Raw genomic sequence first — 26546 nt, 5'->3', positions numbered from 1 at the left:
CACCGCTCCCGCGGTGCCGGCACGGCGGCCGGAGGTCCCCACTGAACAGGTCTTTCGCCCGGCGACCGCTGCGAAAAACCCTTGGAAAGGGCTGATTTCCCCATAGAGGTGTCGTTCCACGCACCGGCGCCTCGACGGCGAGGGCCGGAGACCCGGGGTTCAGGCCCGGGTGAGGACGACTTTGAGCGCGCCGGTCTCGGCGGGATGGGAGAAGACCTCGTAGGCCTCGGCGAAGTCGTCGAGCGGGAACCGGTGTGTGATCATGCTGTCGGTGTCGAACCGCCCGCTGCCGAGCATGCCGAGCAGGGTAGGGGTGGAGAAGGTGTCGACCAGGCCGGTGGTGATGGTCAGGTCGCGGATCCACAGGTCCTCCAGGTGCAGCGTGGCGGGCCGGCCGTGGACGCCGACGTTGGCCACCCTGCCGCAGGGCCGTACCAGGGTGGTGCACATCTCGAAGGTCTCCGGCAGACCGACGGCCTCGATCGCCACATCGGCCCCCAGCCCGTCGGTCACCGAGCGGATCACCTCCAGCGGATCGTCGTCGGGCCTGAGGGCGATGTCGGCGCCGAACTGCTTGGCGGCCTGCAGGCGGCTCTGCGCCGTGTCGATCGCGATGATGTGCGACGGAGAGTACAGCCGCGCGGTGAGGATCGCGGCCAGCCCGATCGGGCCCGCCCCGACGACGACCACCGTGTCACCCGGCCGGACCCGGCCGTTCAGTATCCCGACCTCGTAGGAGGTGGGCAGGATGTCGGCGAGCATGACGGCCGCCTCGTCGCCGATGCGGGCGGTGAGCCTGTGGGTGGACAGGTCGGCGAAGGGAAGCCGGGCGTACTGGGCCTGGACGCCGTCGACGAGATGGCCGAGGATCCAGCCGCCCCCGCCCAGGCACTGGCCGTATCTGCTCCGCCGGCAGTAGTGGCACATGCCGCAGGCGGAGATGCACGACGCCAGGACCCGTTCACCCGGCCGCAGTGTGCTGACGGCGTCGCCCACGTCGACCACGGTGCCCACCGCCTCGTGGCCCAGGATCCGCCCCGGCCGCACCTCGGGTACGTCTCCGCCGAGGATGTGCAGATCCGTGCCGCAGATGGTCACCGTGTCGATCTGGATGATCGCGTCGCGCGGATCGACGATCCTCGGGTCGGGCACCTCGGTCCAGCTCTTCTGCCCGGGACCGCCGTACACCAGAGCCTTCATCGCAACTCCTTGAGGTTGGAATCCCCCGGCCTCAGCCGTGGGGAGAAGGTCAGGACCGCCTCCCAAGGCCCGGCCGAAGGCCGGCGTTCCGGAAGGCGCGGGCGGAGGGTCTCGCGGCCGCGGCGGGTCGCCGGCCCCCTTTCGCGGAGGGGAGGTCAGCGCCCTCTCCAGGCGGGGAGGTCGTCCACGTTCCACTCCAGCCTGTCGATCACGTCGACGACCCCGTGCACCCGGTGGGTCATCCGCGCCGCCAGCTGGGCCTCACTCCGCCGGTGCATGCGGCCGGTCAGCGTTACGATACCGTGTGTGACGGTGACGGCTGTGTCGTGCGGCTCCGCCCAGAGGGAGTGCTCAAGGATCTCCTCGCACACCTCCTCGGCGATGCCGGAATCGCTGCGGACGAAGACTCTCAGCAGGTCATGACGGCTGATGATGCCTTCGAGCACCCCCTCGTCGTCCACCACGGGCAGCCGCTTGACCCCGTGCTCCTCCATGAGCCGCATGGCGGCCACGATCGAGGCGTTCGGCCGGGTCGTCACCGCCGGAGCGGTCATCAGCTCGGCGGCGGTGTCCCCCCGGGACTTGCTCCTGCCGTCGCCGCCCTCCTGGCTCAGGCGGTGGCGCAGCCGGGCGCGCAGCGGCGGCCGGTATCCCTCGCGGTAGTACTGCTCCTTGAACTCCTCCTTGTGCAGCAGGTCGGCTTCGGAGACGACGCCGATGACGTGTCCGTCCCCGTCCACGACGGGGACCGCGCTCACCCCGTGGGCGATGAGCACCTCGGCGACGTCCTTGAACGAGCTGCTGCCGTTGACCGACGCCACCTGTGTGCTCATGACGTCCTTGACCTTCACCCGCATCGCTGAACCCCCTTCGTGCGCGTGCGGGCCCGATCCGGCCGGGCGACTCCGCACGTCTTCGTCTTCTCCCCGGGCACGGCCTCGACGAGGACGATCTCTGCCCGGCTCCCCACATCTCCATCTCACCGCCGGAGGGGCCGGTGAGGCAGAGGCCGGAGGTCCTCAATGCCGGGGTCTTTCGGCCGCCCCGCGGCGGGCCCGGAGGGCGGTCGCGCGCAGTCCGCGCGGACCGGGTGGCCGGCCGGGTCCGGTGTTCCGTTCCGTCCGGGGCGCCGGATCGGACCGGTTCCATGAGATATCCCCGGATCGGCTCGCTTCCATCCGGAGGCGCCGGATCAGCCCGGTTCCATCCGGGGGCGCCGGAACCGCCGGGCGGCGGTGCCCGGGGGCGGATGGATCGCCGCCAGCGCCCGTTCGAGCGACTGTTCGGGGGAGGTGCCGGTGTCGATCTCGACCGCGTCGGGCCAGGGGGCCGCCCGCTCCGCCATGGTCGCGGCGATCGCCTGGTCGGCGTCCGAGATCCCGCCGGTACGGAAGGCGAGACGTTCGGCGACGACCCGAGGGGAAGCCGTACAGCGCAGGGCCACGAGATCGCTGGAGGTGTTCCGGGCGACCTCCTCCGCCGCCGCCCGGTGCCCGGCGTCGATCCAGGAGGCGTCGAGGACGACCGGCTCGCCGTGCCGTAGCAGCCTCCCGGCTCGGGACAGCAGTTCGCCGTAGGTGCGCTCGGTGTGCTCCCGGTGGTAGACGCCCTCGCCGAAGGGGGCGGGCGCGGGTTGCCCGGGTGCGATGCCGGCAAGCTCCTTGCGGACCCGGTCGCTGCTCAGCAGGGTGTGGCCGAGCCGGTCGGCGACGGCTGCGGCCAGGGTCGACTTGCCGGTCCCCGGCGTCCCGCCGACGAGGATCAGATGGACCGCGCCCGCCCGCAGATGGCGTACCGTGAGCTTGGCCAGCTCGCGGGCCTCCCACACCGCGTCGGAGTCCCCCTGGCAGTGCCGGAGGCAGGCGACCTTGGCGCGGACGAACGCCCGGTAGGCGACATAGTGATGCCACAGTGAGGGCGGGGAGGGATCGCCGGAGAACTCGGCGTACCAGTTCAGGAACATCTCGCCCGGCTGGGGCGCGCCCAGCCGTTCCAGGTCCATGGCCAGGAAGGCCGCGTCGTCCAGGCCGTCGAGGAAGCGCAGCCGTTCGTCGAACTCCAGGCAGTCCAGAATCCGCGGTCCGTCGTCCAGGCAGAAGATGTCCTCGGCGAGGAGGTCGCCGTGGCCGTCCACGATACGGCCCTCCTCGACACGGGCGGCGAACAGGTGCTCCCGGCCGTCGAGGAAGCGCAGGGTGAGCCGCTCGATCTCCTGAAGCACCTCGACGCCGAGGATCACGTCGGGAAGCGCGCGGACCTGATTGAGGCTCGCGGTCCAGCGGGACCACAGCGCCTCCCTCCCGCCCTGCTCGTCGATCTGCGGGCCGTGGCGGGCTCGGCTGTGCATGCTCGCGACCATCCGGGCGACCTGGCGCAGGTGCGCCTCCACCGGCTGCCCCGAACGGACCAGCACGGAGAGCCGTCGTTCCTCCGGCATCCGCCGCATCACCACCAGGTGCTCGCAGAGCTCTCCATCCGGGCCGAGCACGTCGGCGACCCCCTCGTAGACGTCCGGTGCCAGCCGCCGGTTGAGCTCCACCTCCTCCAGGCAGACGGCCCGCCGGGCCTCCCGCGTGGTGAAGTCCAGAAAGCCGAGGTCCACCGGTTTCTTGAGTTTGAAGGCGTGATCCCCGAGGAGGACCACGACGCCGGAGTGTGTTTCCCTGATCTGCGCCCACGGTCTCATCGCCGATGCCTCCGCGCTCGGGTCTGCCGCCCGGGTGATCCGGGAACCGGCTGAGGCGGGGGAGCCCGTGCCTCCCCGGAACGATCTCGTACGGGTGGGGCGGACGCCCCTGTCCCTGACTCTTCCCACAGCCGCGGTGTTCGACGCCGGTCGCGTGCGGAGTCGGTGTTGGAGGGCGGTGACGGGCGGGTGTGACCGGTGAGGTGCGGCCGAGGCGGAGGCCCCGGGGCCGCGCAGGGCCGTCCGTCCTGCTCTTCGGGTCTTTCGGCCCTGCCCCGCCCCCGCCGGGTGACTGAAAACTGGCGGCAGAGGCAGGGAGCCGGCAGGGAGGTCAGCTGATGATCACACGGTTTCGGCTGCGCGGCCGGCACATGACGGGTACGGCGAAGCCGGGGCCGCCGAACGAGCCCCCGCCCCCACCTGCGCCCCCGCGGCCTCCGGGCTGGCGGCACTGGCTGCTGCCGCTGGGAATGGCGATCGTCGCGCTCTGGCTGCTGCTCCCCCTCCTGTTCACCGGGACGGCGGCCAAGCCGTACTCCTACAGCGACTTCCTGGCCAAGGTGGGCGCCGGGCAGGTGAAGGAGGTGACGATCGACGACCAGGGCGCGGTGACCGGCGGCCTGAACGACGGCACGACGTTCACCACCCAGATCCCCACGGCACCCAACGCCGATCAGGTGGAGGCCCGGCTCCTGTCCCACCACGTGCGGATCAGCGCGACCCGGTCGGGCGGTTCCCTGCTGTCGATCCTGGCCGGCTTCCTGCCGCTGGCCCTGCTCATCGGCCTGTTCATGTGGACGGGACGGAAGGCGCAGCAGTCCATGGGCGGCGTCGGCGGCATCGGGGGCTTCGGCCGTTCGAAGGCGAAGATCATCGAGGCGGAGCGGCCGACCACCCGGTTCGGCGACGTCGCCGGTTACGACACCGTCAAGCAGGAGATCGGCGAGGTGATCGGCTTTCTGCGGGACCCCGGCCGATACGCGGCCGCGGGCGCGAAACCGCCCCGGGGCGTGATCATGGTCGGTCCGCCGGGGACGGGCAAGACGCTTCTCGCCCGGGCGGTGGCCGGTGAGGCGGCCGTGCCGTTCCTGTCGGTCACCGGCTCGGCGTTCGTGGAGATGTTCGTCGGAGTGGGTGCCTCACGGGTCCGTGACCTCTTCGACGAGGCACGCAAACGCGCCCCCTCGATCGTCTTCATCGACGAGATAGACGCCATCGGCGGGCGGCGGGGCGGCCCGATCTCCGGTGGCAACGACGAACGCGAGCAGACGCTCAACCAGCTGCTGGCCGAGATGGACGGCTTCGACCAGAGCAGCGGCATCGTCGTCCTGGCCGCGACGAACCGGCCGGAGACCCTCGACCCGGCTCTGCTCCGTCCCGGCCGGTTCGACCGGCAGGTCACCGTGCCCCTGCCCAACCAGGCCGAACGCGCGGCGATCCTGGCCGTTCACACAGCGGGCAAGCACCTGACCCCTGAGGCCGATCTCGGGGTGATCGCCCGGGCCACGCCGGGATTCTCCGGCGCCGACCTGGCCAACCTGGTCAACGAGGCCGCCATCAACGCGGTCCGGGCCGACCGGACGACGATCAACGCCCAGGACCTCGACGAGGCCCGTGACCGGGTGCTGCTGGGCCGCCGGGAGACCTCCAACGCCCTGCTTCCGCAGGAGCGCCACGCGGTGGCCGTCCACGAGTCCGGGCACGCCCTGCTCGCCACGCTCTGTGAGCACGCCGACCCGGTCGCGAAGGTGACCATCCTGCCCGCAGGTCTGACGCTCGGTGTCACCGAGCAGCTTCCCGAGGCCGAGAGGCACCTCTACAGCGAGAGCTACCTGGCCGACCTGCTCGCCGTACGGCTCGGCGGCCGGGCCGCCGAGCTGGTCGTCTTCGGCGAGGGTTCCACCGGTGCCGCCAACGACCTCGCGGCCGCCACCCAGATGGCCACCCGGATGGTGCGCGACTTCGGCCTGTCGCCCGCGCTCGGCCCGGTCGGCTACTCCTCCGCGGCCCCCCGGTATCTCGGTGAGCAGGCCGAGGACCTCCAGCGCAGGCCGTACTCCGAGCGGACCCAGCAGATCATCGACGAGGAGGTCGCCCGTCTGCTCGGCGAGGCCGAGAAGCGCGCGGTCGATCTGCTCCGCGCCCACCGGACCGCGCTCGACCGGCTCGCCGCGATCCTGATCGAACGCGAGACCGTCGACGGTGACGTGGTCGGCGGCGTGCTCCGGCGGCCGGCGGCCCGGCCCTTTCCGGGAGTCTTGTGCCGGGACGACGTCGCGATGAAACCCCGATGAAACCATGACGAGGCCGTGACGGGGGCCGTGACGGAGCGGGTCGAAGGCGTTTCCGCGTGGTCCTGAGCGCCCCGGCGGAGGCCGGCCCCCGCCGGCGCCCCGGCGTGTTTTGGGACCGCCCGATAACCGCCTTACCGAAACATGAAATCCGGGTTAGGTCATTGACTCTCTGTTCGGCGGTACCTACTGTTCTGCTTACGCGAACGCTGTATCGCTGATCGGAACGATTGGTGTGCAGTCGAGCCTGTCGTGTTCACCTCCCTGCGAGGCGTGAAGGGGGATCGATGACAACGTCGGGCGTGGAGGGACTTCTCTCACCCGTCACGGTGGGACCGCTGTCACTGCGCAACCGGGTGTTCGTCCCCGGCCACACCACCAACTTCGGCCTGGACAACCGCCCGACCGACCGCCACACGGCCTACCACGTGGAACGTGCCAAGGGCGGTGTCGGCCTGATCATCACCGAGGCGGTGCGGGTCCACCCGACCAGCGCGGGACGGCACATCAGTCTCGGCAGCTTCGACGACTCCTCCATCCCCGCCTACGCCGAGGTGGCCCGGGCCGTGCAGGCGGAAGGCGCGCGGATCTTCGCCCAGATCATGCACGCGGGGCGCCAGGCCGCCGGGGACGCCACCCGAACCGCCGCCTGGTCGGCGGCCGACGTGCCGTGGGCCGCCGGAGCGCACGTCCCGCACGCCATGGGACGGGGTGACATCGCCGTCGTCGTCGACGCCTTCGGCGGCGCCGCCCGGCGGATGGCCGCCGCGGGCTACGACGGCGTCGAGGTCCACCTCGGCCACGGGCACCTGCTGCAGCAGTTCCTGTCACCGGTCACCAACACCCGGGCCGACGACTACGGCGGCGACCTGAACGGCCGCCTCAGGCTCATCCGCGAGGTGCTCGAATCGGTGACGCGACAGGCGCCGGGGCTGCCGGTCGGCCTGCGGGTCAGCGCCGACGAGTTCCTGCCGGGCGGCCTCACCCCACCCGACGTGGTGGAGGTCGTCGCGCTCCTGCGGGAGGAGTTCCCCCTCGTCTACGTGCACGTCAGCCACTCGGCCTATCACGGGAGCTACTCGCTGGCGACCCAGATGGCCGACATGAGCTTCGGGCACGCCCCGTTCCGCCACCACGCCGCGCTGTTCAAGAGGGAGTTCCCCGACCTGGCCGTGCTCGCGGTCTGCCGGCTCGACAGCCTCCCCGAGGCCGCCGAACTGGTCACCGGGGGAGAGGCCGACCTGGTCGGGCTGGCCCGCCCCCACATCGCCGACCCCCACCTGGTCCGCAAGGCGATCCAGGGCCGCTCCCACGAGGCACGCTCCTGCCTGGCCTGCAACCAGGGATGCGTCGGACGGCTGGAGAACAGCCTGCCGATCTCCTGCGTGGTCAACCCGGAGGTCGGATCCGAGCGGCAGTGGGCGCGGCTCCGGTCGGCTCCGCCGCCCGCCGCCGCCCGCCGGCGCCGGGTCATGGTCGTCGGAGGCGGCCCGGCGGGCATGGAGGCGGCACTGTCGGCACACCGCGCCGGCCACGACGTGACGCTCGCCGAGGCTGGCTCCGAGCTCGGCGGCCAGGTGGCCGTCGCCGCCCGGGTGCCGGGTCGCGAGCGCCTCGGCCTGCTCACCGCCGAGCTCGCCGCCGACCTGGCCGCCTCGGGGGTCGAGATCCTGCTGGGACGGCACGTCCAGGCCGCCGACCTGCTGACCGGCGGCCGGCACGAGGGCTTCGACGACGTCGTGGTGGCGACCGGTTCACGGCCGGGGCGGCGGGAGCTGCCGGGCGGTCCCCCGGTGCTCGACCTCTGGGAGGCCGTCGCGGCCCTGGACGATCCGGCCTCCCCGCTGCGCGGCACCGTCGTCGTCCGCGACGACGAGGGCGCGTGGCCGGCGGCCTCGATCGCCGAGCACCTCGCCCGGCTGGGTACGAAGGTGCACCTGGTGTCGCCCACGGCCTCGCTCTCGGCCCGGATCACCACCTACTCCAAGCTCGCGCTCACCCACCGGCTGGGCGAGCTGGGCGTCAAGGCCCACCTGCTCCGCGTCCCGCAGGGCGCGAGCGGGCATGAGGTCGTTCTCCGCGACACCCTCTGCGGCGACGTCGAGTCGCTCCCCGGGGTGACCGCGATCGTCGACGCGGGCACGCCCGTCGCGGTGGACGAGCTCTACCGCGCGCTCGACGGGGCGGCCGGAGCCCCCCGGGTGCACGTCGTGGGCGACGCCAACGCGCCGCGGACCGCGCTGGAGGCGGTCTACGAGGGGCGGCTCGCCGGCACGTTCCTGACCGACGCCGCCGGTGGCGCGACCGCCCTGGCCGGCGACGGCTGACCCCGCCCCCTCCGGCCAGCCCCGGCCTCACAGACCCCCGCCCGTCTCCCCCGCCGAGAAGGAGAGCCATGATCGACATTGAGGACAGACTGACCTTCGACGAACGCTCAAACGTGGACTACATCCTCGCCCTGCGCAAGCGGTGGGCCGACACCGTCTACCCCGCGCTCGCGGAGGAGTACCGGACGAGCGGCGCCCCGGCCCGGACCGTTGAGGAGGCGGCCGGACGCCTGCGCGAGCTGAGCCTCTACCCCTGGTACAGCCACCTGGAGCGCGTGCAGCAGAAGATGCTCTGGAGGAGCGCGGGCGACGCGGTCGTCAGCCGCAGGGCCGACCTGATCGACCAGCTGAACGCCTCCGAGGGGGCCGGGGGCACGCTGACCCTCGACCCGGAGCTCGACCTGCCCGGCTGGTACACCGACTTCGACATCCACCTCCAGCCCGGAAGCTTCTTCTCCGACGACCTGTCCGCCTACGTCTACGAGTTCGGCGCGCGGATCGTCATGCTGCGCGACAACGACGGCTACAAGTTCCACCGGCTGTTCGCCGAGACCGCGCTGCCCGACCTGCCGTCGGCGGCCCGCGTGGTCGACATCGGCTGCGGCTTCGGCAAGAGCACCCGGCCGCTCGCGGCCCGCTACCCGGACGCCGAGATCATCGGGGTGGACCTCGCCGCGCCGGGGCTGCGCCTGGCGCACGCGGAGGCCGAGGCGGAGGGCGCGGCCATCTCCTACGTCCAGGGGGACGGCAGGGCCACCGGCCTTCAGGACGGCTCCTGCGACGTGGTCACCGGCACCATGGTGCTGCACGAGATGCCCGCGCAGGCCGTACGGGAGACCATCCGTGAGGCCGCTCGCCTGCTCAGGCCGGGCGGCGCACTGCGGTTCCTCGAATTCCAGCCGACCGGCGAACCGTTCAGGGACGCGACGATCTTCGAGCACGCCGAGCGGAACAACGAACCCTTCTTCCACGACCTGTTCGCCTCCGACCTGCTGGAGTTCTGCCGCGAGGCCGGCCTCGCCGAGCCGTCCTGGTCCCCGTTCGACGAACGGAACCACGGCGTCAGCCCCGACGGCTGGGGCGAACGACGCGAGTGGCACTTCCCGTGGGCGGTTCTGGCCGCGACCAAGCCGGAGAACTGATGAGCGACGAATTCGACTACTTCCGCGACCGTAACGTCGGCAGGCTGTTCGACCTGATCCTGCAGCTCAGCACCGACCTGCACGTCGCCGACCAGCGACTGCACGGCCTGGAGGCGCTGCTGGTGCGCCGCGGCGTCCTCGCCCCCGGCGAACTCGACTCCCTGGTGCCCGACGAGGCCGAGCGCCGGGTCCTGGACGGCAGGCGCGACGCCATGGTGGGCCGCCTGATGAGGATCATCACCGAGTCCGGCCCCGCCGAGCACCCGCTCCGCGACCAGTGGGAGGCCGTGCTGGCGAGCGGGAACGGCCGATGACCGGGGAGACCGGAGCCGAACTCGTCGACCGCTACCTGCAGTTGTGCGAGGACCGCGACCTGGAGGAGGCCGCCCGGCTGCTCGCGCCGGATGTGCGGATGGTCTTCCCCGGCGGCCGGGTCTTCGCCTCGCTGCCGGAGATGGTCGCCGGGGCCGGCGGGCGCTACCGGTGGGTCCGCAAGCGCCGCGAGCGCTACTTCGAGGGCGCCGCCGGCGACGCGACCGTCGTCACCTCCCTCGGGACCCTGTACGGCGAGGACCTGACCGGCGACCCCTTCTCCGGCGTCCGCTACGTCGACGTGTTCGTCATCCACGACGGTCTCATCACCGAGCAGAACGTCTACAACGACCTCACCGAGGCCGGGATCCCCTTCCGGCCCGCCGACGCCTCCCAACCCCCCAGCTGACAGAGGTTCGAACATGAAGCAGTTCCTGCGAATGGGCGCCGCCGCCCTCGCCGTCGCGACGCTGAGCGCCCTCACCGCGTGCGGCGGAGACGGAGACGAGGGTACGGCCGCGAGCCCGGCCGCCGACGGCGGCAAGCCCGCCCGAGGGAAGATCACCTTCGCGATCGCCTCGGCCGTCATCGGGCCGAAGGAGGAGGTCGCCACCTACGCGGTGGCCAAGGACCAGGGCTTCTACGAGGAGCAGAACCTGGAGGTGGAGACCATCAACACCGACGGATCCGTGGCCGCCATCCAGGCGGTCGCCTCCGGCAGCGCGGACATCACCGCGGCCGACGCCGGCTCGATCCTGGCCGCCGTCGAGAAGGGCGTCCCGGTCAAGGCCGTCGGCGGCCTGGTCCAGAACTGGCCGTGGGTCATGGCGGTCAAACCGGGCAGCGGGATCAAGAGCGGCGCCGACCTCAAGGGCAAGAAGATCGGCGTCATCAGCCTGGCGTCGGGCTCGGCCCCCTACGCCAGGGCCTACGTCCACGAGGCCGGGCTCGACCCGGAGAAGGACGTCGAACTGCTGCCCGTCGGCGTGGGAGCCCAGGCCGCCGGCGCGTTCAACAGCGGCGAGGTGGACGCGCTCGCGCTCTACACCCAGGCGTACACCACGATCGAGCTCTCCGGCACCGGCTTCGAGTACCTCCCCAACCCGGACATGTTCCAGGGGATCCGCTCCATCACCTTCGCGGTGCGCAAGGACACCCTCGACCAGAAGAAGGACGAGCTGACCCGCTACCTGCGGGCCGGCTACCAGGGCATGCTCTTCGCCTCGGTCAACCCCGAGGCCGCCACCCGGATCGGCTACAAGGTCTTCCCGCAGATCCTGGCCGGCAAGTCCGCGGAGGAGCGGGTCGCCAACGACACCAAGGTCCTGGGCGCGTGGATGAAGACCGCCACCCCCAAGAGCGGCGAGCCGGAGACCTTCGCCGACTGGGGAGCGATCAGCGAGCAGGAGTGGGACAAGACCGCCGCCTACACCATAGGCGCCGGTCAGATCACCAAGAAGCCCGTGATGGCCGACGTCTGGGAGCCCGGGCTGCTGCCCGGGGCCAACACGTTCGACTCCGCGGCCGTGGTCGCCAAGGCCAAGGCGTACGCCCCGAAGTGACCTGGCCGGTGACGCCCGCACCCCGGTGACCCGGTCCGACCGTCCCCCGCACGACCCGCCCGATTATCGAAGAGGAGAACCGATGGCCATCAGGACTCCCGGCCGCCGCCGGGCCGGCGCCGTCCCGGCGGCGGCGGACGAAGCCTCCTGGATCGAGGTGAACGGCCTGCGGAAGGTGTACCAGCCGCGCAGGTCGGAACCGACCCACGCGCTGGCCGACATCGACTTCACCGTCAGGCGCGGGGAGTTCATCTCGATCGTCGGTCCCTCCGGGTGCGGCAAGACCACCATGCTGAAGATCCTCGCCGGGCTGATCCCCAGGACCGAGGGGGTCGTCCGCGTCGCGGGCCGCGACGTGGACGGCCCGCTCCCGCAGGTGGGCATGGTCTTCCAGGCGGCGACCCTGCTGCCGTGGCGGACCATCCTGCAGAACGTGATGGTGCCGGTGGAGGTGCAGAGACTCGACGCCTCCGCCTACCGGAAGCGGGCCGTGGAACTGCTGGAGATGGTCGGACTGGGGGGCTTCGAGGGCAAGTACCCCCATGAGCTGAGCGGGGGCATGCAGCAGCGCGCCGGGATCTGCCGGGCCCTCGTGCACGACCCGGCCGTGCTGCTCATGGACGAGCCGTTCGGCGCCCTGGACGCCATGACCAGGGAGTACATGAACGTCGAGCTGCTGCGGATCTGGAAGGAGAGCGGTAAGACGATCGTGCTCGTCACCCACTCCATACCGGAGGCGGTCTTCCTCTCCGACCGGGTCGTCGTGCTCAGCTCCCGGCCGGGACGGATCGCGGAGATCGTCCCGGTCGAGCTGGAGCGCCCCCGCGACCTGAGCGTCATGTCCTCCGACCGCGCCGGGGTCTACGTGACGCGGATCCGCAACCACTTCAACGCCGCCGGCGTCATCGACTGACGAGGTCCGCAATGACATCGAGCAAGACCATGGACGAGTCGCAGGCCACCCCCAGGCCTCCGGCCCGTACCACGAAGAGCCGCTTCGACCTGCGGGAACGTCCGGAACTTGTCCTGGTGCCCGCGGTCTTCGTGGTTGTCGTGCTCCTGTGGGAGTTCGCGGTCCAGCCCCTGGGCATCGACGACTACGTGCTTCCCCGGCCCACCCAGATCGTCTCGGCGCTGGCCACCCAGCTCACCGGCGAGCAGTTCTGGTCGCACCTGTGGGTGACACTCCAGGAGTCGCTGCTCGGCTTCGTGATCGGCGTCGTCGCGGCGATGGTGCTGGGCACGCTGATCTCCCAGGTCCGGCTGGCCGACCGCACGCTCATGCCGTACATCGTCGCCTTCCAGACCGTGCCGAAGGTCGCGCTGGCGCCGCTGTTCGTCGTCTGGTTCGGCTTCGGGACGGCCAGCAAGATCGTCATGGCGGCGGTCATCTCGTTCTTCCCGATGCTGGTCAACGTCATCGAGGGGCTGCGCTCCGCCGACGCCGACAGGATCCAGATGCTGACCGTGTTCGGCGCCGGGAGGTTCCAGGTGTTCCGCATGGTCCGGCTGCCCAGCGCGCTGCCCTTCATCTTCGCCGGCCTCGACATCGGCATCGTGTTCGCCATCCTCGGCGCCGTCGTCGGCGAGTTCATCGGGGCCAAGGAGGGGCTCGGCTACCTGCTCCTGCAGGCCAACTACAACTTCGACATCGCGAGCATGTTCGCGGTCTTGGTGGTGCTGTCGGTGATGGGCCTCGTCGCGCACTCCCTGATCCGCTTCGCCCAGCGGCGCTTCGCCTTCTGGGCCGAGGACAACCAGGTGATCGGGGCATGATGAGCGATCCGAACCGGTTCGACGGCAAGGTGGCCCTGGTCACCGGCGCCGGGCGGGGCATCGGCGCCGTGATCGCCGCGACGCTGGCGGCCCGGGGCGCCCGGGTGGCGCGGGCCGACGTCGATCCCGTCGGCGCCTGGCAGACGCCGCTCCCGGCCGCCGGCGGCCACACCGGCCATCGGGTCGACGTCCGTTCGGCCGGCTCCTGCCGGGAACTGGTCGCCGAGGTGCTCGCCGCGCACGGCCGCCTGGACCACCTGGTGAACAACGCCGGCGTCGTACGGCGGGGCCCCGCGGCCACGATGAGCGAGCGCGACTTCGTCGACGTCCTCGACGTCAACCTCACCGGAACCTTCCGCATGTCCCAGGCCGCCTATCCCGTGCTGCGTGAGGCGGGCGCCGCGAGCGTGGTGAACATCGGCTCGACCAACGGTCACATCGCGGTCCTCGACACCCTCGGATACTGCGTCAGCAAGGCCGGGGTCATGCACATGGCCAGGGTGCTGGCCCTGGAGTGGGCCCCCGACGGCATCCGGGTGAACGCCGTCGGCCCCACCATCGTGCCCACCGACATGACCGCGGACGTGCGCGCCGACCGGGCGTACATGGCGGACAAGCTGGCCACCATCCCGCTCGGCCGGATGGCCGGAGCCGACGACGTCGCCAACGCGGTCGCCTTCCTGCTCAGTCCCGCCGCCGCCATGACGACGGGCCAGACGATCTACATCGACGGGGGCGTCACCATCTGGTGACACCCGACCGAGTGCGAGGAGTTCCCATGTCACACCCCGACGTCGCCGCGGCGCTGGCCGCCGTCGACACCCACTTCGACACCTTCGTCGAGGAGCTTCAGCAGCTGTGCCGCATCCGCAGTCTCCGCGAGGAGGCCGACCAGATGACGGCCACCGCAGAGTTCCTCGCCGGTTCGCTCGAACGCTGGGGCGGCAGCGCCGAGATCGTTCCGTGGGCCGACTCCCACCCCTACGTGCTGGGCGAGATCGGCGGCGGCCAGCGCGCCCTGCTGCACTTCAACCACTACGACGTCGCGGTGGAGCCGACCGGCGACGACGACCAGTGGGTCAGCCCGCCGTACGCGGCGGAGATCCGTGACGGGCGGCTGTACGCGCGGGGTGTCGCCGACGACAAGGGCGCCATGCTCTCCCGGGTCCACGCCGCGGCGGCCTGGCGGCTGGCCGGGCTGGAGCCGCCCGTCACCAGCCGCTACATCATGGAGGGCAAGAAGTGGCTGCACAGCCCGGGGCTCGGCTCGTTCGTCCAGGCCCACGCCGACCGGCTGGCCGCCGACGCCGCGCTCTGGGAGAACTCGTGGACGGACACGGACGGCCGCCCGCTGCTCAAGCTCAGTGAGAAGGGCGTGCTGTACCTCAAACTGACCGCCCGCACGCTGACCCGCGATCTCACCAGCCAGAACACCGTCCTGCTGCCGGCGGCGACCATCCGCCTGGCCGCCGCGCTCACCAGCCTGCAGCGCTCCGACGGCACCGTCACCGTGGCGGGCTTCGCTGACGACGCGCGGCCCCCGACGGCCGAGGAGCGCGACCTGCTGGCCCGGCTCCGGTTCGACGGCGAGTTCCTGCGCGCCAGGGCCGGGGTGGACGGCTTCATCGGCGGCCTCGACGACGTCCAGGCCGCGATCGAGATCCGGACCCGGCCCACCCTGACCGTCGCGGGCATCTCCGGCGGGGACAACCGCGACGAGGTCACCCTCGGCATCCCCTCCACCGCCAGTGCGAAGCTGGAGATCCGGCTGGTCGCGGGTCAGGACCACGAGCGCGTCCTGCGCGCCGTCCGCAAGCACCTCGACGACGCGGGCTTCGGCGACCTCACGATCGAGGTCATGGCCACCAGCAGCCCCAACCTGACCGACCACCGCCACCCGTTCGTGGCGCTGGTCGCCGACGCGGCCCGCCGCGCCTACGGCGCCGAGCCCGTCATCGAGCCCTACACGCAGTGGATCGGCAACCAGGGCGTCATGGGCGACCTCCCGATCGTCGGCGTCGGGGTCTCCCGCGCCGACGCCTGCATCGACGGACCCAACGAGCACATCCGCCTGGAGGACTACCGCATGGGCGTCAAGCACGTCGTCGAGGTCATGGCGGCGATGGCCGTGACAGGATGAACACCGGCATGCGCGGCGCCTCCGAGCGCGGCTACCTCAACCTGCCCTGGGGCCAGGTCCACTTCCGGCGGGCGGGCGACCCCGCCGGGGTGCCGCTGGTCGTCCTGCACCAGTCGCCGCTGTCGTCGGCGACCTACGAGCCCGCCCTCGCCGCGATCGCCGCGTACGGCGTGCACGTCGTCGCCCTCGACACCCCCGGCTTCGGGATGTCCGACGCCCCGGCCCGGCAGTGGTCCGTCCCGGACTACGCGGCGGCCGTCTGGTCGGCCGTCGACGCGCTCGGCCTGGGCAGGGTGCACCTGCTCGGGCAGCACACCGGCGCGGTGGTCGCCGCCGAGGCCGCGCTCACCGCCCGGGACCGGGTGAGCGGCCTGATCTTCCAGGGGCTTCCCCTGTACGGCGAGGCCGAGCGGGCCGAGAAGAAGGCGTCCTACGCGCCGGGCTACGAACCCGCCTCCGACGGCGGTCACCTGCGGACGATCTGGGAACGCGTCCACCGGCTCTACCCGAGGATCTCGGCGGAGTCGGCCAGCCGGCAGGTCGCCGAGTATCTCAGCGTCGGCCCCGACTACGCGGTCGCCTACCGCGCGGTGTTCGACCACCGCCTGGACACCTCCGCGCTCGGGGGCATCCCCACACTGCTGCTCCACGGTGACGAGGACGTGGTGAACCGGATGAACGACACCGTGCTCGCCGCCCTGCCGGGGACGCCGCTGGTCGTCATCGCCGGCGGCACCGACTTCGTCGCCGAGGAGCAGCCGGAGGTCTTCGCCAAGGCGGTGGCCGAGGAGGTCCTGCGGCACGGCGCCGCCGGGCCGCGGCCGGGGTTCACCCCCGTCTACACCGCGACGGTCGAGGTCCGGGGGGGCCGGGGCGGCGGCGCGCGTTCGCGCACCGGCCCGCTGGAGCTCGCGCTCACCCGGCCGGGCGACAGGAGGCCCGGCGACACCGGCACCGATCCGGAGGAGCTCTTCGCGGCCGGCTACGGCGCCTGCTTCGACAGCGCCCTGGCGGTGGCGGCCCGGCGCGAGCGGATCGTCACCGGCCCGGTGACCGTGACCGTGTCGGTGACCCTGGGCACCGTACCCGGCGGGAGCTACGCCATCGCCGCCGGTCTGGAGGTCGCCGCGCCGGAGTGCCACCAGGCCGACCTGGAACGGCTGGTGGAGATCGCGGACGGGCTCTGCCCCTACTCCAACGCGGTCCGGGGCAACGCCGACGTCACGATCGACGTGCGCGGAGGTGCCTGACGACGCCCCGTTCCACGACGTCCACGCAATCTCCGATCCCGCGCCGCCCGCGGCGTGCGCCGCACCAACCGAGGAAGCCATGACCACCGATGAGGCCGGAGGCGAGCAGGGGCGTCCGCGTTCCGGCATCGCCCGGGCCCTGGCCGTGATCGAGGTCATCGGCATGTCGCCGCGGAGCCTGGGCGTCTCCACGATCGCGCGGGAGACCGGGCTGCCCAAGGCCGTGACCCACCGCATCCTGCGGGAACTGGTGGGCGGCCGGTTCCTGGGCTTCGACGAGGACAGCAAGCTGTACCGCCTCGGCCCCGGCGCCCTGAACATCGGGCTGGCCGCGATGCGTGAACTCGACGTCCCCGCGCTCGCCCACCGCCACCTGGTGGCGCTGGCCGAGCGGACCGGGGAGACGGCGACGCTCTCGCTCCGGCAGGGCTGGTCGCGGATCTACGTCGACCAGGTGCTGTCCGCCCAGGAGATCCGGATGTCGGTCGCCCTCGGCACCGGCCACCCCCTGCACGCCGGGTCGTCGTCCAAGGCGATCCTCGCCGCCCTGCCCGACGCCGAGGTGGAGGACTACGTGGTCCACCACCGCCTCGACGGCCTCACCGACGCCACCATCACCTCCGCGGCCGCCCTGCGCGAGGAGATCGCCCGGATCCGGGGGCTGGGCTACGCGGTCAGCTCCGGAGAGCGGCAGTCCGGCGCGGCGAGTGTGGCGGCGGCGTTCCACGGCGCCACCGGGCAGGTCACCGGGTCGGTCTCCGTCTGCGGCCCCCTGGACATGTTCACCCTGGGCCGGACGGAGTCACTGGGCGCCTGGGTGGCCGCCGCGGCCGCGGACATCTCGGCCGACCTCGGCCACCGCGGCACCGCCCCGGCACGCGGGCCGTGAGACGGCACGTGACACGGGCGGCGTGAGGCCGCGTGAGACGGCGGGAGGACCGGCCTCCCGCCCGGCGGATACGACGTTGAACCTTTTTCTCATCTGGGGGTAAGCATGCGAGACGGGCCACTCGAAGGTCTTCGGGTCGTCGACGCCTCAACGATCCTGGCGGGGCCGCTCTGCGCCCAGATCCTCGGCGACTTCGGCGCGGACGTGGTGAAGATCGAGCATCCCACCGCCGGGGACGGCATGCGCGGCCACGGCAGGTCCAAGGACGGACACCCGCTGTGGTGGAAGGAGATCTCCCGCAACAAGCGGACGGTCGGACTGAGCCTGTCGGCCCCGGAGGGAGCCGAGATCTTCCTGCGGCTGGTGGAGGGCGCCGACGTCCTCATCGAGAACTTCCGTCCCGGAACCCTGGAGCGCTGGGGGCTGGGCCCCGACCGGCTCCACGAGGTCAACCCCGCACTGGTCGTCGTCAGGATCACCGGCTTCGGGCAGCGCGGGCCGTACGCGGCCAGGGCGGGCTTCGGAACCCTCGCCGAGGCGATGAGCGGGTTCGCCCACCTGACCGGCGAGGCGGACGCGCCGCCCACGCTCCCCGCGTTCGGGCTGGCCGACAGCATCTGCGGCATCGCGGCCTCGTCCGCGGCGATGATGGCGCTGTGGGAGCGTGAACGCCACCCCGACCGGCGCGGCCAGATCGTCGACATGAGCCTCCTGGAGCCCATCATGACGGCCGTCGGCCCGTCGCCCACCGTCTACCAGCAGCTCGGGATCGTCGAGGAGCGCCACGGCAACCGCTCGACCAACAACGCGCCGCGCAACACCTACCGCACCTCCGACGGTCACTGGGTGGCGGTGTCCACCAGCGCGCAGACGATCGCCGAACGCGTCATGCGCCTGGTCGGGCACCCCGAGGTGATCGGCGAGCCCTGGTTCGCGAGCGGCGCGGGACGCGCCGCCCACGCCGGCCCGCTGGACGGGATGGTCGGCGAGTGGATCGCCGGCCGCACCCGGGAGGAGGTCGTCGCGGAGTTCACCGCCGCGGGCGCCGCGGTCGCCCCCGTCTACAGCTCCCGGGACCTCGTCGAGGACCGGCACGTCCGCGAGACCGAGATGCTCACCGTCGCCGACGACGCCGATCTCGGCCCCCTGCTGATGCACAACGTCATGTGGCGCATGTCGCGGACGCCGGGCCGGATCCGGTTCACCGGCCGGGCGCTCGGGGCGGACACCGAGCAGGTGCTCGTCGGGGAGCTGGGCTGCGACCCGCAGGAGCTGACCGACCTGCGCGCGCGCGAGATCGTCGCCTGAACTGCGGTGATCGAGGAGACAAGCGGACATCGGGAGAGACGAGTGACCACTTATACGACCTCCGCCGCTTCCCGCGGAGAGGTAGAACACGATCCCCTGCTGAGCGCGGTGCGTGACGGCGTGACCGTCTACGACCTGGGCCGCCCCCTTTTCGCGGGGATGCCGCAGTCGCCCAACCACCCCGCCTACACCCACACCCTGCCGCGCCGCCACGGCGACCGGGTGCGTCCCGACGGCGGCTCGGCCGCCAACGACATGCTCGTCATGGGCACCCACGTGGGCACCCACATCGACGCGCTGGCGCACGTGTCCCAGGACGGCAGGCTGTACGGCGGAGCCGACGCGGACGAGGCCTGCGTCGGAGGGCTCTACCCCGACCACGGCGTGCACACCGTCGCGCCGATGGTCTGCCGCGGCGTGCTGCTGGACGTGCCCGCCACGCTCGGCGCGGACTCCTGCGAGCCCGGCTACGAGATCACCCCCGCCGACCTCGACGCGACCGTGCGGCGCCAGGGCACGGAGGTCGGCGCCGGTGACGTCGTCCTGATCCGCAGCGGCTGGGGCCGCCGCTTCACCGACCCCGACCGCGCGGTCTACATCGGCGGCGAGTCCGGTGTTCCCGGAGTGGGCGAGGCGGGGGCGCGCTGGCTGGCCGGGCGCGGCGTGCGCGCCGCGGGCGCCGACACCATCGCCTTCGAGTGCCTGGCCCCCGGGCAGGGCCACAGCGTGCTGCCCGCGCACCGGGTGCTGCTGGTGGAGTCGGGTGTCTACATCATCGAGGCGATGGCGCTGGACGAACCGGCCCGCGACGGGGTTCACGAGTTCACCTTCGTGCTGTCGCCTCTGCCGCTCTTCGGGGCCACCGGGTCACCGGTGCGCCCGCTGGCACTGGTGGGCCGCAGGCCGTCGGCCGGCGACGCGGAGGAGGGGGGCCGTCGTGGCTGAGCCGACCCTCGGCCGGCTGCTGGCCGACTTCGCGGCGGACACCTCCTGGGCCACGCTCCCCGGCGAGGTGGTCGGCAGCGTCCGCAGCCGTGTGCTCGACGTGATCGGCCTCTGCGTCGCCGCGCACCGGCTGCCGACGAGCACGGCGATCGTGGAGCACGTCCGCGACCAGGGCGGACGCCCGCAGGCGCACGTCGTCGGCGGCGGTCCGGCGGTGCCCGCCCCGCTGGCCGCCCTCGCCAACGGGGTGCTCGCGCACTCCCTCGACTACGACGACACCCACCTGCCCTCGGTGCTGCATCCGAGCGCCCCGGTCATCCCCGCGGCGCTCGCCGCCGCCGAGCTGGCCGGCGCGTCGGGCCGGGAGACGATCCACGCGATCGCCGTCGGCCTGGAGGTGTGCGTACGGCTGGGCATGGCGGGCTACGACCCGGAGAGCGGCAACTCGACCTTCTTCGAGCACGGCCAGCACGCCACGTCCATCTGCGGCACCATGGGCGGCGCCGTCGCGGCGGCCGTGCTGTTCGGCCTGTCCCGCGAGGGCGTGCTCGACGCCCTCGGCGTGGCCGCCTCCACGGCGTCGGGCATCATCGAGGCCAACCGGACCGGCGGCACGGTGAAGCGGCTGCACTGCGGGTGGGCCGCGCAGTCCGCGGTGACCGCCGCCGAGCTGGTCCGGCGGGGGTTCACCGGGCCGCCGACCGTCCTGGAGGGCCGGTTCGGCTTCTTCGAGGCGTTCCTGCACGGACGGTACGCCCCCGAGGAGATCACCGCGGGTCTCGGCACCGACTGGGCCGTCCCGGGGATCTTCTTCAAGCCCTATCCGGCGAACCACTTCACCCACGCGGCGGTGGACGCCGCGATCGGACTGCGCGAGCAGGGCCTGGACCCCTCCCGGGTGGAGAGCCTGACGCTGGGCGTCCCCGCCCCCGTCATCCGGACCATCGGGCAGCCGATCGAGGGCAAACGCGCCCCGGAGACCGGCTACCAGGCACAGTTCAGCGGGCCGTACGCGGTCGTGGCCGGTCTGCTGGGCGGCGGCGGCCTCGGGGTGGGACTGGCCGACTTCACCGACGAGCTGGCCCGCGACCCGCTCCGCCGTGCGCTCATGGCCAAGGTGGACGTGGTGCCGGACGACCGGATGACGGAGATCTTCCCCCATCAGTTCCCCGCGGTGCTGCGCGCCCGCGACCTCGACGGCCGCGAGTGGAGCCACGAGGTGCTCGCCAACCGGGGCGGACCGGCGCGCCCGCTGTCGGTGGCGGAACTGGCGCTGAAGTTCCGCGACAACACCGAGGGCCGGCTGTCCGCGACCACCGCGGGCGTGGTGACCGACAGGGTGAACCGCCTGGACGAGCTGGACCACATCGGCGACCTTCTCCGCCTGGTGGCGGAGTTCGAGGTGGAGTCCGAGACGGCAACAGGAGACAGGAGATGACCGTGGCCGAGTTTGACCTGCTGGTAAAGAACATCCGCGTCGTCACGCACGATCGCGATGAACCGGTTGAGGCGGACATCGCCGTGCGGGACGGCCGGATCGTCCAGGTGGCGCCCGGCCTGGCGGCCGAGCCGGCCCGCACGGTGGTCGACGGCGGAGGCCGTCTCGCCTTTCCCGGTGTCGTCGACGCCCACCAGCACTGGGGCATCTACAACCCGCTGGAGGAGGACACCGCCTCGGAGAGCAGGGCGAGCGCCCAGGGGGGTGTCACCACCGCGCTCACCTACATGCGGACCGGGCAGTACTACCTCAACCGCGGCGGTGACTACGCCGACTTCTTCCCGCGGGTGCTGGCCGCCTCCGCCGGCCGCTCCCACATCGACTACGGCTTCCATCTCGCCCCGATGTCGCGTGGCCACATCGGGGAGATCCCCGAGCTGGTCGAGCGGTTCGGCGTCACCTCCTTCAAGATCTTCATGTTCTACGGCGGTCACGGTCTGCACGGCCGCTCCTCCGACCAGAACTCCTTCCTGATGATTCCGGAGGGGGAGCGCTACGACTACGCGCACTTCGAGTTCGTCATGCGCGGCGTGCAGGAGGCCAGGGAGCGCTTCCCCGAGCTGGCCGACGAGATCTCCCTGTCGCTGCACTGCGAGACGGCCGAGATCATGAGCGCCTACACCAGGATGGTCGAGGAGGCCGGAGACCTCAGCGGCCTGGCCGCCTACCACGCCTCCCGGCCGCCGCACTCCGAGGGGCTCGCGGTCTCCATCGCCTCCTATCTGGCCCACGAGACGGGCCTGCCCACCGTCAACCTGCTCCACCTGTCGTCCAGGAAGGCCGTGGACGCGGCCGTGCGGATGGCCGGGGCCTTCCCGCACATCGACTTCCGGCGCGAGGTCACCGTCGGTCACCTGCTGGCCGACATCACCACCGCGCACGGCCTGGGCGGCAAGGTGAACCCGCCGCTCCGCCCCCGCGAGGATGTGGAGGCCCTCTGGGAGTACGTGCTGGACGGCACGGTCGACTGGGTGGTCAGCGACCACGCCTGCTGCCGGGAGGAGATGAAGTTCGGCGAACCCCGCGACGACGTCTTCGTGGCCAGGTCCGGGTTCGGCGGGGCCGAGTACCTGCTCCCCGGCATGATCACCGAGGGGCGCCGGCGCGGCCTGTCCTACGGCCGCATCGCGACGCTGACCGCGTGGAACCCCGCCAGGAGGTACGGCCTGCGCGCGAAGGGCGTCATCGCCGCCGGCTTCGACGCCGACTTCTGCCTGGTGGACCCCGGCGCCACCTGGACCGTGCGCGCCGAGGAGTCCGAGTCCACCCAGCAGTACACCCCCTTCGAGGGGTTCGAGCTGACCGCGCGGGTCACCGACACCTTCGTCCGGGGGCACCGGGTGCTCGAAGACGGGAAGGTCGTCGGCGGTCCGGTCGGCCGTTACGTCCACCGCCCGGCCGGCACCGACTGAGGGAAACGACACACGGTGAGATCGGCACTCTACGTCCCGGGCGACAGCCCGGAAAAGCTGGCCAAGGCGCTCGGACGGGGGGCCGACGCGCTTATCGTGGATCTTGAGGACGCGGTCCCGCCCGGGGCGAAGGCCACGGCCCGCGCGGCCGTGGCGGGATGGCTCGGCACCCTTCCGCCCCGCGCGGGCCGGGCCGGGGCCGGTCGGGCTCCCGGGGGGCGGCCCCCGGAGATCTGGATCCGGGTGAACCCCGGACCGCTCGGTCACGAGGACCTGCGCGCGGTGGCGCTGCCCGCCGTGACCGGGGTCTGCGTGGCCAAGACCGAGTCGGCCGCCGAGCTCGTCGCCGTCGACGGGCTCCTCTCGGACGCCCCGTGGATCGCGGTCTGCCCGCTGCTGGAGAGCGGTGCCGCCGTACTGGCCGCCGCCGACCTCGCCCGCGCCCCCCGGGTGGTGAGGCTCCAGCTCGGCGAGGCGGACCTCCGCGCCGACCTCGGCGTCGAGCCGGGACCCGACGAGCGGGAGATGCTCTGGGTCAGGTCCCAGATCGTGCTCGCGTCGGCGGCGGCCCGGATCGGCCCGCCTCTCGGCCCGGTCAGCACCGACTTCCGAGACCTCGGCGCCCTCCGGAACTCCACCCACGCCCTCAGACGGCTGGGGTTCCGGGGCCGGGCCTGCATCCACCCCGCCCAGATCGAGGTGGTCAACGAGGTGTTCACGCCGTCGGCGGAGGAGGTCGGTCGGGCCCGGACGCTGATCGAGCGCTTCGAGTCGTCCGGTTCCGGCGTCGTCCTCGACGACACGGGCCGGATGGTCGACGAGGCCGTCATCCGCCAGGCCCGCCGGACCCTGGACCGGGACCGGCCGGCGGGGTGAGCCATGCGGGCGTCGGCGGAGGCGGGTGCGGCGACTGCGCCCCGCCGCCCCCGGGCCCCTGCTCGGGGAGGTGGATCGGGCCGTCCGACGGCGGAGTGCTTGATCCAGGTCAATTGACGCCGGTTATTGACTTAAACATCCCCTATATATCTACTTGAGACATAAAAGATTGTTTTGCCACTAAATCTCGCCGGAAGCCCGCCGGAAGGACCGCCCTCGGTGAACCGGGCGAGGTGTCCGTCGTGCCGGTGAGGTCTCGTGTCTCCGAGCCCCGAAGTCGGCCGGGAGCCCCATATCCGGGAGTGACGGGCCGGGGAGTCCGGTGAACGGACCGATCCCCTCGCAGGCAGACCGTATCGGTGCCACAGTCCACGAAATCCGCCGGCCCGCGAGAGCGAGACCCATCGCCGGTGGGACGGCCGGAGCCACACCAGGGAGGAACGTTGACCAACCGGGTTCGCCGGCGCGGGCCACGGCTCCGCGATCTCCCGAGGTGTCCCGGTGACGCCGGGGGAGAGGTGACGGCGGCGACCGTTTCGCACGGCCGTGACCACGGTGTTCCGCTGAGGAGAAGATCCCGATCATGAAGGAAGGTCGAGGCGAGACAGTGAACGACTCCCACGAGCAGGCCGGTCACGAGAGCGCCGGCGAGGTCCCGCTGCTGGGGCTCTCCGCGGACGAACTGCTCATGACGACCCGGACGGTGCGGCGGAGACTGGACCTCACCCGGCCGGTGCCCCGGGCGGTCATCCGCAGAGCCGTCGAGATCGCCGTGCAGGCCCCGACCGGAGGCAACCGGGCGGGATGGCGGTGGATCGTCGTCGACGATCCCGCGCTACGGGCCGAGGTGGGACGGGTCTGGTCCGAGTGCGCGGAGGGCTACCTGCGCCACGTCCCGGCCGACGACAGGATGCTGCCCGGCGCGCGTCACCTGCAGCGGATCATCGGGAGTGTGCCGGCGCTGGTCATCCCCGTGATCGAGGGGCGGCCGCCGGAACGGGACCTCAGCTGGACCGCCAGCTTCTGGGGCTCGATCCTCCCCGCCATGTGGAGCTTCATGCTGGCGCTCAGGGCGCGCGGGCTGGGCGGGGCCTGGACCCAGGTTCACCTGCGGCGTGAACAGGAGATGGCCGAGCTTCTCGGCATCCCCTACGGAGAGGTGACGCAGGCCGGGCTCGTCCCCGTCGCCTGGACCGTCGGAACGACGTTCAAACCCGCTCGGCGGGAACCGGTTGAGGAGATCCTGCATTGGAACGAATGGTGACGGCGGCGGACCCCGGAACGGCCGTCCTGCTCCGCGAGGAGCCCTCGGAGGGCGTGGCGCTGCTCACACTCCACCGGCCCGAGGCGCGCAACGCCCTGAGCGTGGCGCTCAGGGAGCGGCTCCGGGTGGAGTGGGAGGCATTGGCTGGCGACGACTCGGTACGGGTGGTCGTCCTCACCGGATCCGGCCCGGCGTTCTGCGCCGGGCTGGATCTGCGCGAGATCACCACCGACGGCGGGGTTCTCGCCGGGGAGCGCCGGACGCTCCACGCGGAGCCGTTGATTCCCCCGCTGACGGTTCCCGTCATCGGAGCGGTCAACGGCCCCGCCGTCACCGGAGGATGGGAACTCGCCCTCGCGTGCACCTTCTTGGTGGCCTCGGAGCGGGCCTGGTTCAGCGACACCCACGCCCGGCTGGGCCTGCTGCCCGGCGCGGGGCTGGCGGTCTCGCTCTCCCGCAGGGTCGGGCACCGGCTCGGGGTCGAGCTCAGCCTCACGGGCCGCAGGCTTGACGCCGCCGAGGCCGCCCGCCTCGGGCTGGTGAACAGGGTGGTGCCCCACGAGCGGCTGCTGCCCACCGCCCTGGAGATGGCGTCGGACATCGCGCGCCTCGACCCGGTCCTGGTGCCGCGGCTCCTTGAGCTCTACCGGCAGCTCGCCGAGGCGGGGGGACACGCCGCGTGGGCCGTCGAGCACGCCGAGTCACGCCGGTGGCTGGCGGAGCGTGGTCCGGTGGTGAGGCGGCCGTGAAGGAGACGTCTTCCGGGCGGCTCCGCTTCGACGGTCGCGTCGCCGTCGTGACGGGCGCCGGGGCCGGACTGGGCCGGGCCCATGCTCTCGCCCTCGCCGCGCGCGGCGCACGGGTGATCGTCAACGATCTCGGTCCGGGCACGGGAGAGACCGACCGGGCGGGCGGCGTGGTCGAGGAGGTTCGCGCGCTCGGCGGCACGGCCACCGCCCACCGGGAGTCGATCGCCACCGCGGAAGGATGCCGTTCCCTGGTCGAGGCCGCGGTGGCGGCCTACGGCCGGCTCGACATCGTTGTGAACAATGCCGGAATCATTCAGGATAGAACGATCCAAAATCTCAGCCCGGAGACGCTGGAGCCCGTCCTCGCCGTACACCTGCACGGCACGGCGTATCTGATGGCGGCCGCCTGGCCGCTGTTCAAGGCGCAGTCCTACGGCCGCCTGGTGAACACCACCTCGGCGAGCGGGTTGTTCGGCAACTTCGGCCAGGCGGCCTACGCCGCGGCCAAGGCGGGGATAGTCGGCCTCACCAGGGTCGCCGCGCTTGAGGGCGCCCGCCACGGCATCAGGGCGAACGCCGTGGCACCGGTCGCGCGGACCGACATGACCGCCGGGATGCTCGGAGAACTGGCGGCGTCCGCGGACCCGGCGCTGGTCTCGCCCGCGGTGGTCTACCTGTCGCACGAACGGTGCTCCCTGAACGGCGAGGTCCTCGCCGTCGGCGCCGGGCGGGTGGCGCGGACCTTCGTCGCCGAGACCCGGGGGGTCGTCCGGGCGGACCTGACTCCGGAGACGGTCGAAGCCGATCTCCAGCGGATCTGCTCCGAGGAGGGCTACGCGACGCCGTCGAACCTCCAGGAGGAGTCCAGGCTCATCCTCTCCCTGCTGAACGGGGCGAGCGGTGCCGACCACAGGTGACG

At 72.2% G+C, this 26546-nt stretch carries 23 protein-coding genes; 20 read left to right on the top strand and 3 right to left on the bottom strand.

Features of this window, described 5'->3' with window-relative positions; all coding sequences use genetic code 11:
* Nucleotides 1-159: 159 nt before the first annotated feature.
* From ACWEF2_RS00975 to ACWEF2_RS00965, 3 genes are all read right to left on the bottom strand, one after another.
* Complete coding sequence (locus ACWEF2_RS00975; RefSeq protein WP_453810939.1) at nt 160-1200, bottom strand: zinc-dependent alcohol dehydrogenase family protein; 1041 nt, start codon at nt 1198-1200, stop codon at nt 160-162.
* A gap of 155 nt (nt 1201-1355) precedes the next feature.
* Entirely contained in the window at nt 1356-2033 is a 678-nt protein-coding gene (locus ACWEF2_RS00970; RefSeq protein WP_453810938.1) for a CBS domain-containing protein, read from the bottom strand.
* Nucleotides 2034-2392: 359 nt separating this feature from the next.
* Entirely contained in the window at nt 2393-3886 is a 1494-nt protein-coding gene (locus ACWEF2_RS00965; RefSeq protein ID WP_453810937.1) for a bifunctional aminoglycoside phosphotransferase/ATP-binding protein, read from the bottom strand.
* A 338-nt stretch (nt 3887-4224) separates the two neighbouring features.
* Between ACWEF2_RS00965 and ftsH the strand changes: the two genes are divergently transcribed.
* From ftsH to ACWEF2_RS00865, 20 genes are all read left to right on the top strand, one after another.
* The gene (gene ftsH, locus ACWEF2_RS00960; protein ID WP_453810936.1) at nt 4225-6180 is read left to right on the top strand and encodes an ATP-dependent zinc metalloprotease FtsH; all 1956 of its coding nucleotides are present in this window, start codon (nt 4225-4227) and stop codon (nt 6178-6180) included.
* 284 nt (nt 6181-6464) lie between these two features.
* Nucleotides 6465-8504: an oxidoreductase gene (locus ACWEF2_RS00955; protein ID WP_453810935.1), complete on the top strand. Its 2040-nt coding sequence runs from the start codon at nt 6465-6467 to the stop codon at nt 8502-8504.
* A 68-nt stretch (nt 8505-8572) separates the two neighbouring features.
* Nucleotides 8573-9646 (top strand): class I SAM-dependent methyltransferase, encoded by a 1074-nt coding sequence (locus ACWEF2_RS00950; RefSeq protein ID WP_453810934.1) that lies wholly within the window; start codon nt 8573-8575, stop codon nt 9644-9646.
* On the top strand, nt 9646-9960 hold the full coding sequence (locus tag ACWEF2_RS00945; RefSeq protein WP_453810933.1) for a hypothetical protein: 315 nt from the start codon (nt 9646-9648) through the stop codon (nt 9958-9960). Before ACWEF2_RS00950 ends, ACWEF2_RS00945 begins: the two co-directional genes overlap by 1 nt.
* Nucleotides 9957-10367: a nuclear transport factor 2 family protein gene (locus tag ACWEF2_RS00940; RefSeq protein WP_453810932.1), complete on the top strand. Its 411-nt coding sequence runs from the start codon at nt 9957-9959 to the stop codon at nt 10365-10367. The genes ACWEF2_RS00945 and ACWEF2_RS00940 overlap by 4 nt, the downstream gene beginning before the upstream one ends.
* A gap of 13 nt (nt 10368-10380) precedes the next feature.
* Nucleotides 10381-11520: an ABC transporter substrate-binding protein gene (locus ACWEF2_RS00935; RefSeq protein WP_453810931.1), complete on the top strand. Its 1140-nt coding sequence runs from the start codon at nt 10381-10383 to the stop codon at nt 11518-11520.
* An 82-nt stretch (nt 11521-11602) separates the two neighbouring features.
* On the top strand, nt 11603-12433 hold the full coding sequence (locus ACWEF2_RS00930) for an ABC transporter ATP-binding protein (protein WP_453810930.1): 831 nt from the start codon (nt 11603-11605) through the stop codon (nt 12431-12433).
* A gap of 11 nt (nt 12434-12444) precedes the next feature.
* Entirely contained in the window at nt 12445-13296 is an 852-nt protein-coding gene (locus tag ACWEF2_RS00925; RefSeq protein ID WP_453810929.1) for an ABC transporter permease, read from the top strand.
* Entirely contained in the window at nt 13293-14048 is a 756-nt protein-coding gene (locus tag ACWEF2_RS00920) for an SDR family NAD(P)-dependent oxidoreductase (RefSeq protein ID WP_453810928.1), read from the top strand. Before ACWEF2_RS00925 ends, ACWEF2_RS00920 begins: the two co-directional genes overlap by 4 nt.
* Nucleotides 14049-14074: 26 nt before the next feature.
* Nucleotides 14075-15436, top strand: coding sequence for a M20/M25/M40 family metallo-hydrolase (locus ACWEF2_RS00915; RefSeq protein ID WP_453810927.1), 1362 nt, complete (start codon nt 14075-14077; stop codon nt 15434-15436).
* A gap of 8 nt (nt 15437-15444) precedes the next feature.
* Nucleotides 15445-16686: an Ohr family peroxiredoxin gene (locus ACWEF2_RS00910; RefSeq protein ID WP_453810926.1), complete on the top strand. Its 1242-nt coding sequence runs from the start codon at nt 15445-15447 to the stop codon at nt 16684-16686.
* A gap of 79 nt (nt 16687-16765) precedes the next feature.
* Nucleotides 16766-17575, top strand: a complete 810-nt coding sequence (locus ACWEF2_RS00905) for an IclR family transcriptional regulator (RefSeq protein WP_453810925.1) — start codon at nt 16766-16768, stop codon at nt 17573-17575.
* 105 nt (nt 17576-17680) lie between these two features.
* Complete coding sequence (locus ACWEF2_RS00900) at nt 17681-18883, top strand: CaiB/BaiF CoA transferase family protein (protein WP_453810924.1); 1203 nt, start codon at nt 17681-17683, stop codon at nt 18881-18883.
* Between the two features lie 42 nt (nt 18884-18925).
* Nucleotides 18926-19828: a cyclase family protein gene (locus ACWEF2_RS00895; RefSeq protein WP_453810923.1), complete on the top strand. Its 903-nt coding sequence runs from the start codon at nt 18926-18928 to the stop codon at nt 19826-19828.
* Entirely contained in the window at nt 19821-21266 is a 1446-nt protein-coding gene (locus ACWEF2_RS00890; RefSeq protein WP_453810922.1) for an MmgE/PrpD family protein, read from the top strand. Before ACWEF2_RS00895 ends, ACWEF2_RS00890 begins: the two co-directional genes overlap by 8 nt.
* Nucleotides 21263-22738 (top strand): dihydroorotase, encoded by a 1476-nt coding sequence (locus ACWEF2_RS00885; RefSeq protein ID WP_453810921.1) that lies wholly within the window; start codon nt 21263-21265, stop codon nt 22736-22738. Before ACWEF2_RS00890 ends, ACWEF2_RS00885 begins: the two co-directional genes overlap by 4 nt.
* A 15-nt stretch (nt 22739-22753) precedes the next feature.
* Nucleotides 22754-23614 carry an HpcH/HpaI aldolase/citrate lyase family protein gene (locus tag ACWEF2_RS00880; protein ID WP_453810920.1) on the top strand — a complete coding sequence of 287 codons (861 nt, stop codon included), beginning with the start codon at nt 22754-22756 and terminating at the stop codon, nt 23612-23614.
* A gap of 583 nt (nt 23615-24197) precedes the next feature.
* Nucleotides 24198-24878 carry a nitroreductase family protein gene (locus ACWEF2_RS00875; RefSeq protein ID WP_453810919.1) on the top strand — a complete coding sequence of 227 codons (681 nt, stop codon included), beginning with the start codon at nt 24198-24200 and terminating at the stop codon, nt 24876-24878.
* Nucleotides 24872-25627, top strand: coding sequence for an enoyl-CoA hydratase (locus ACWEF2_RS00870; RefSeq protein ID WP_453811079.1), 756 nt, complete (start codon nt 24872-24874; stop codon nt 25625-25627). Before ACWEF2_RS00875 ends, ACWEF2_RS00870 begins: the two co-directional genes overlap by 7 nt.
* Complete coding sequence (locus ACWEF2_RS00865) at nt 25624-26544, top strand: SDR family NAD(P)-dependent oxidoreductase (RefSeq protein ID WP_453810918.1); 921 nt, start codon at nt 25624-25626, stop codon at nt 26542-26544. The genes ACWEF2_RS00870 and ACWEF2_RS00865 overlap by 4 nt, the downstream gene beginning before the upstream one ends.
* Nucleotides 26545-26546: the final 2 nt, after the last annotated feature.

This window comes from Streptosporangium sp. NPDC004631 (assembly GCF_053601935.1).
This window is presented reverse-complemented; position numbering and strand designations above follow the sequence as displayed.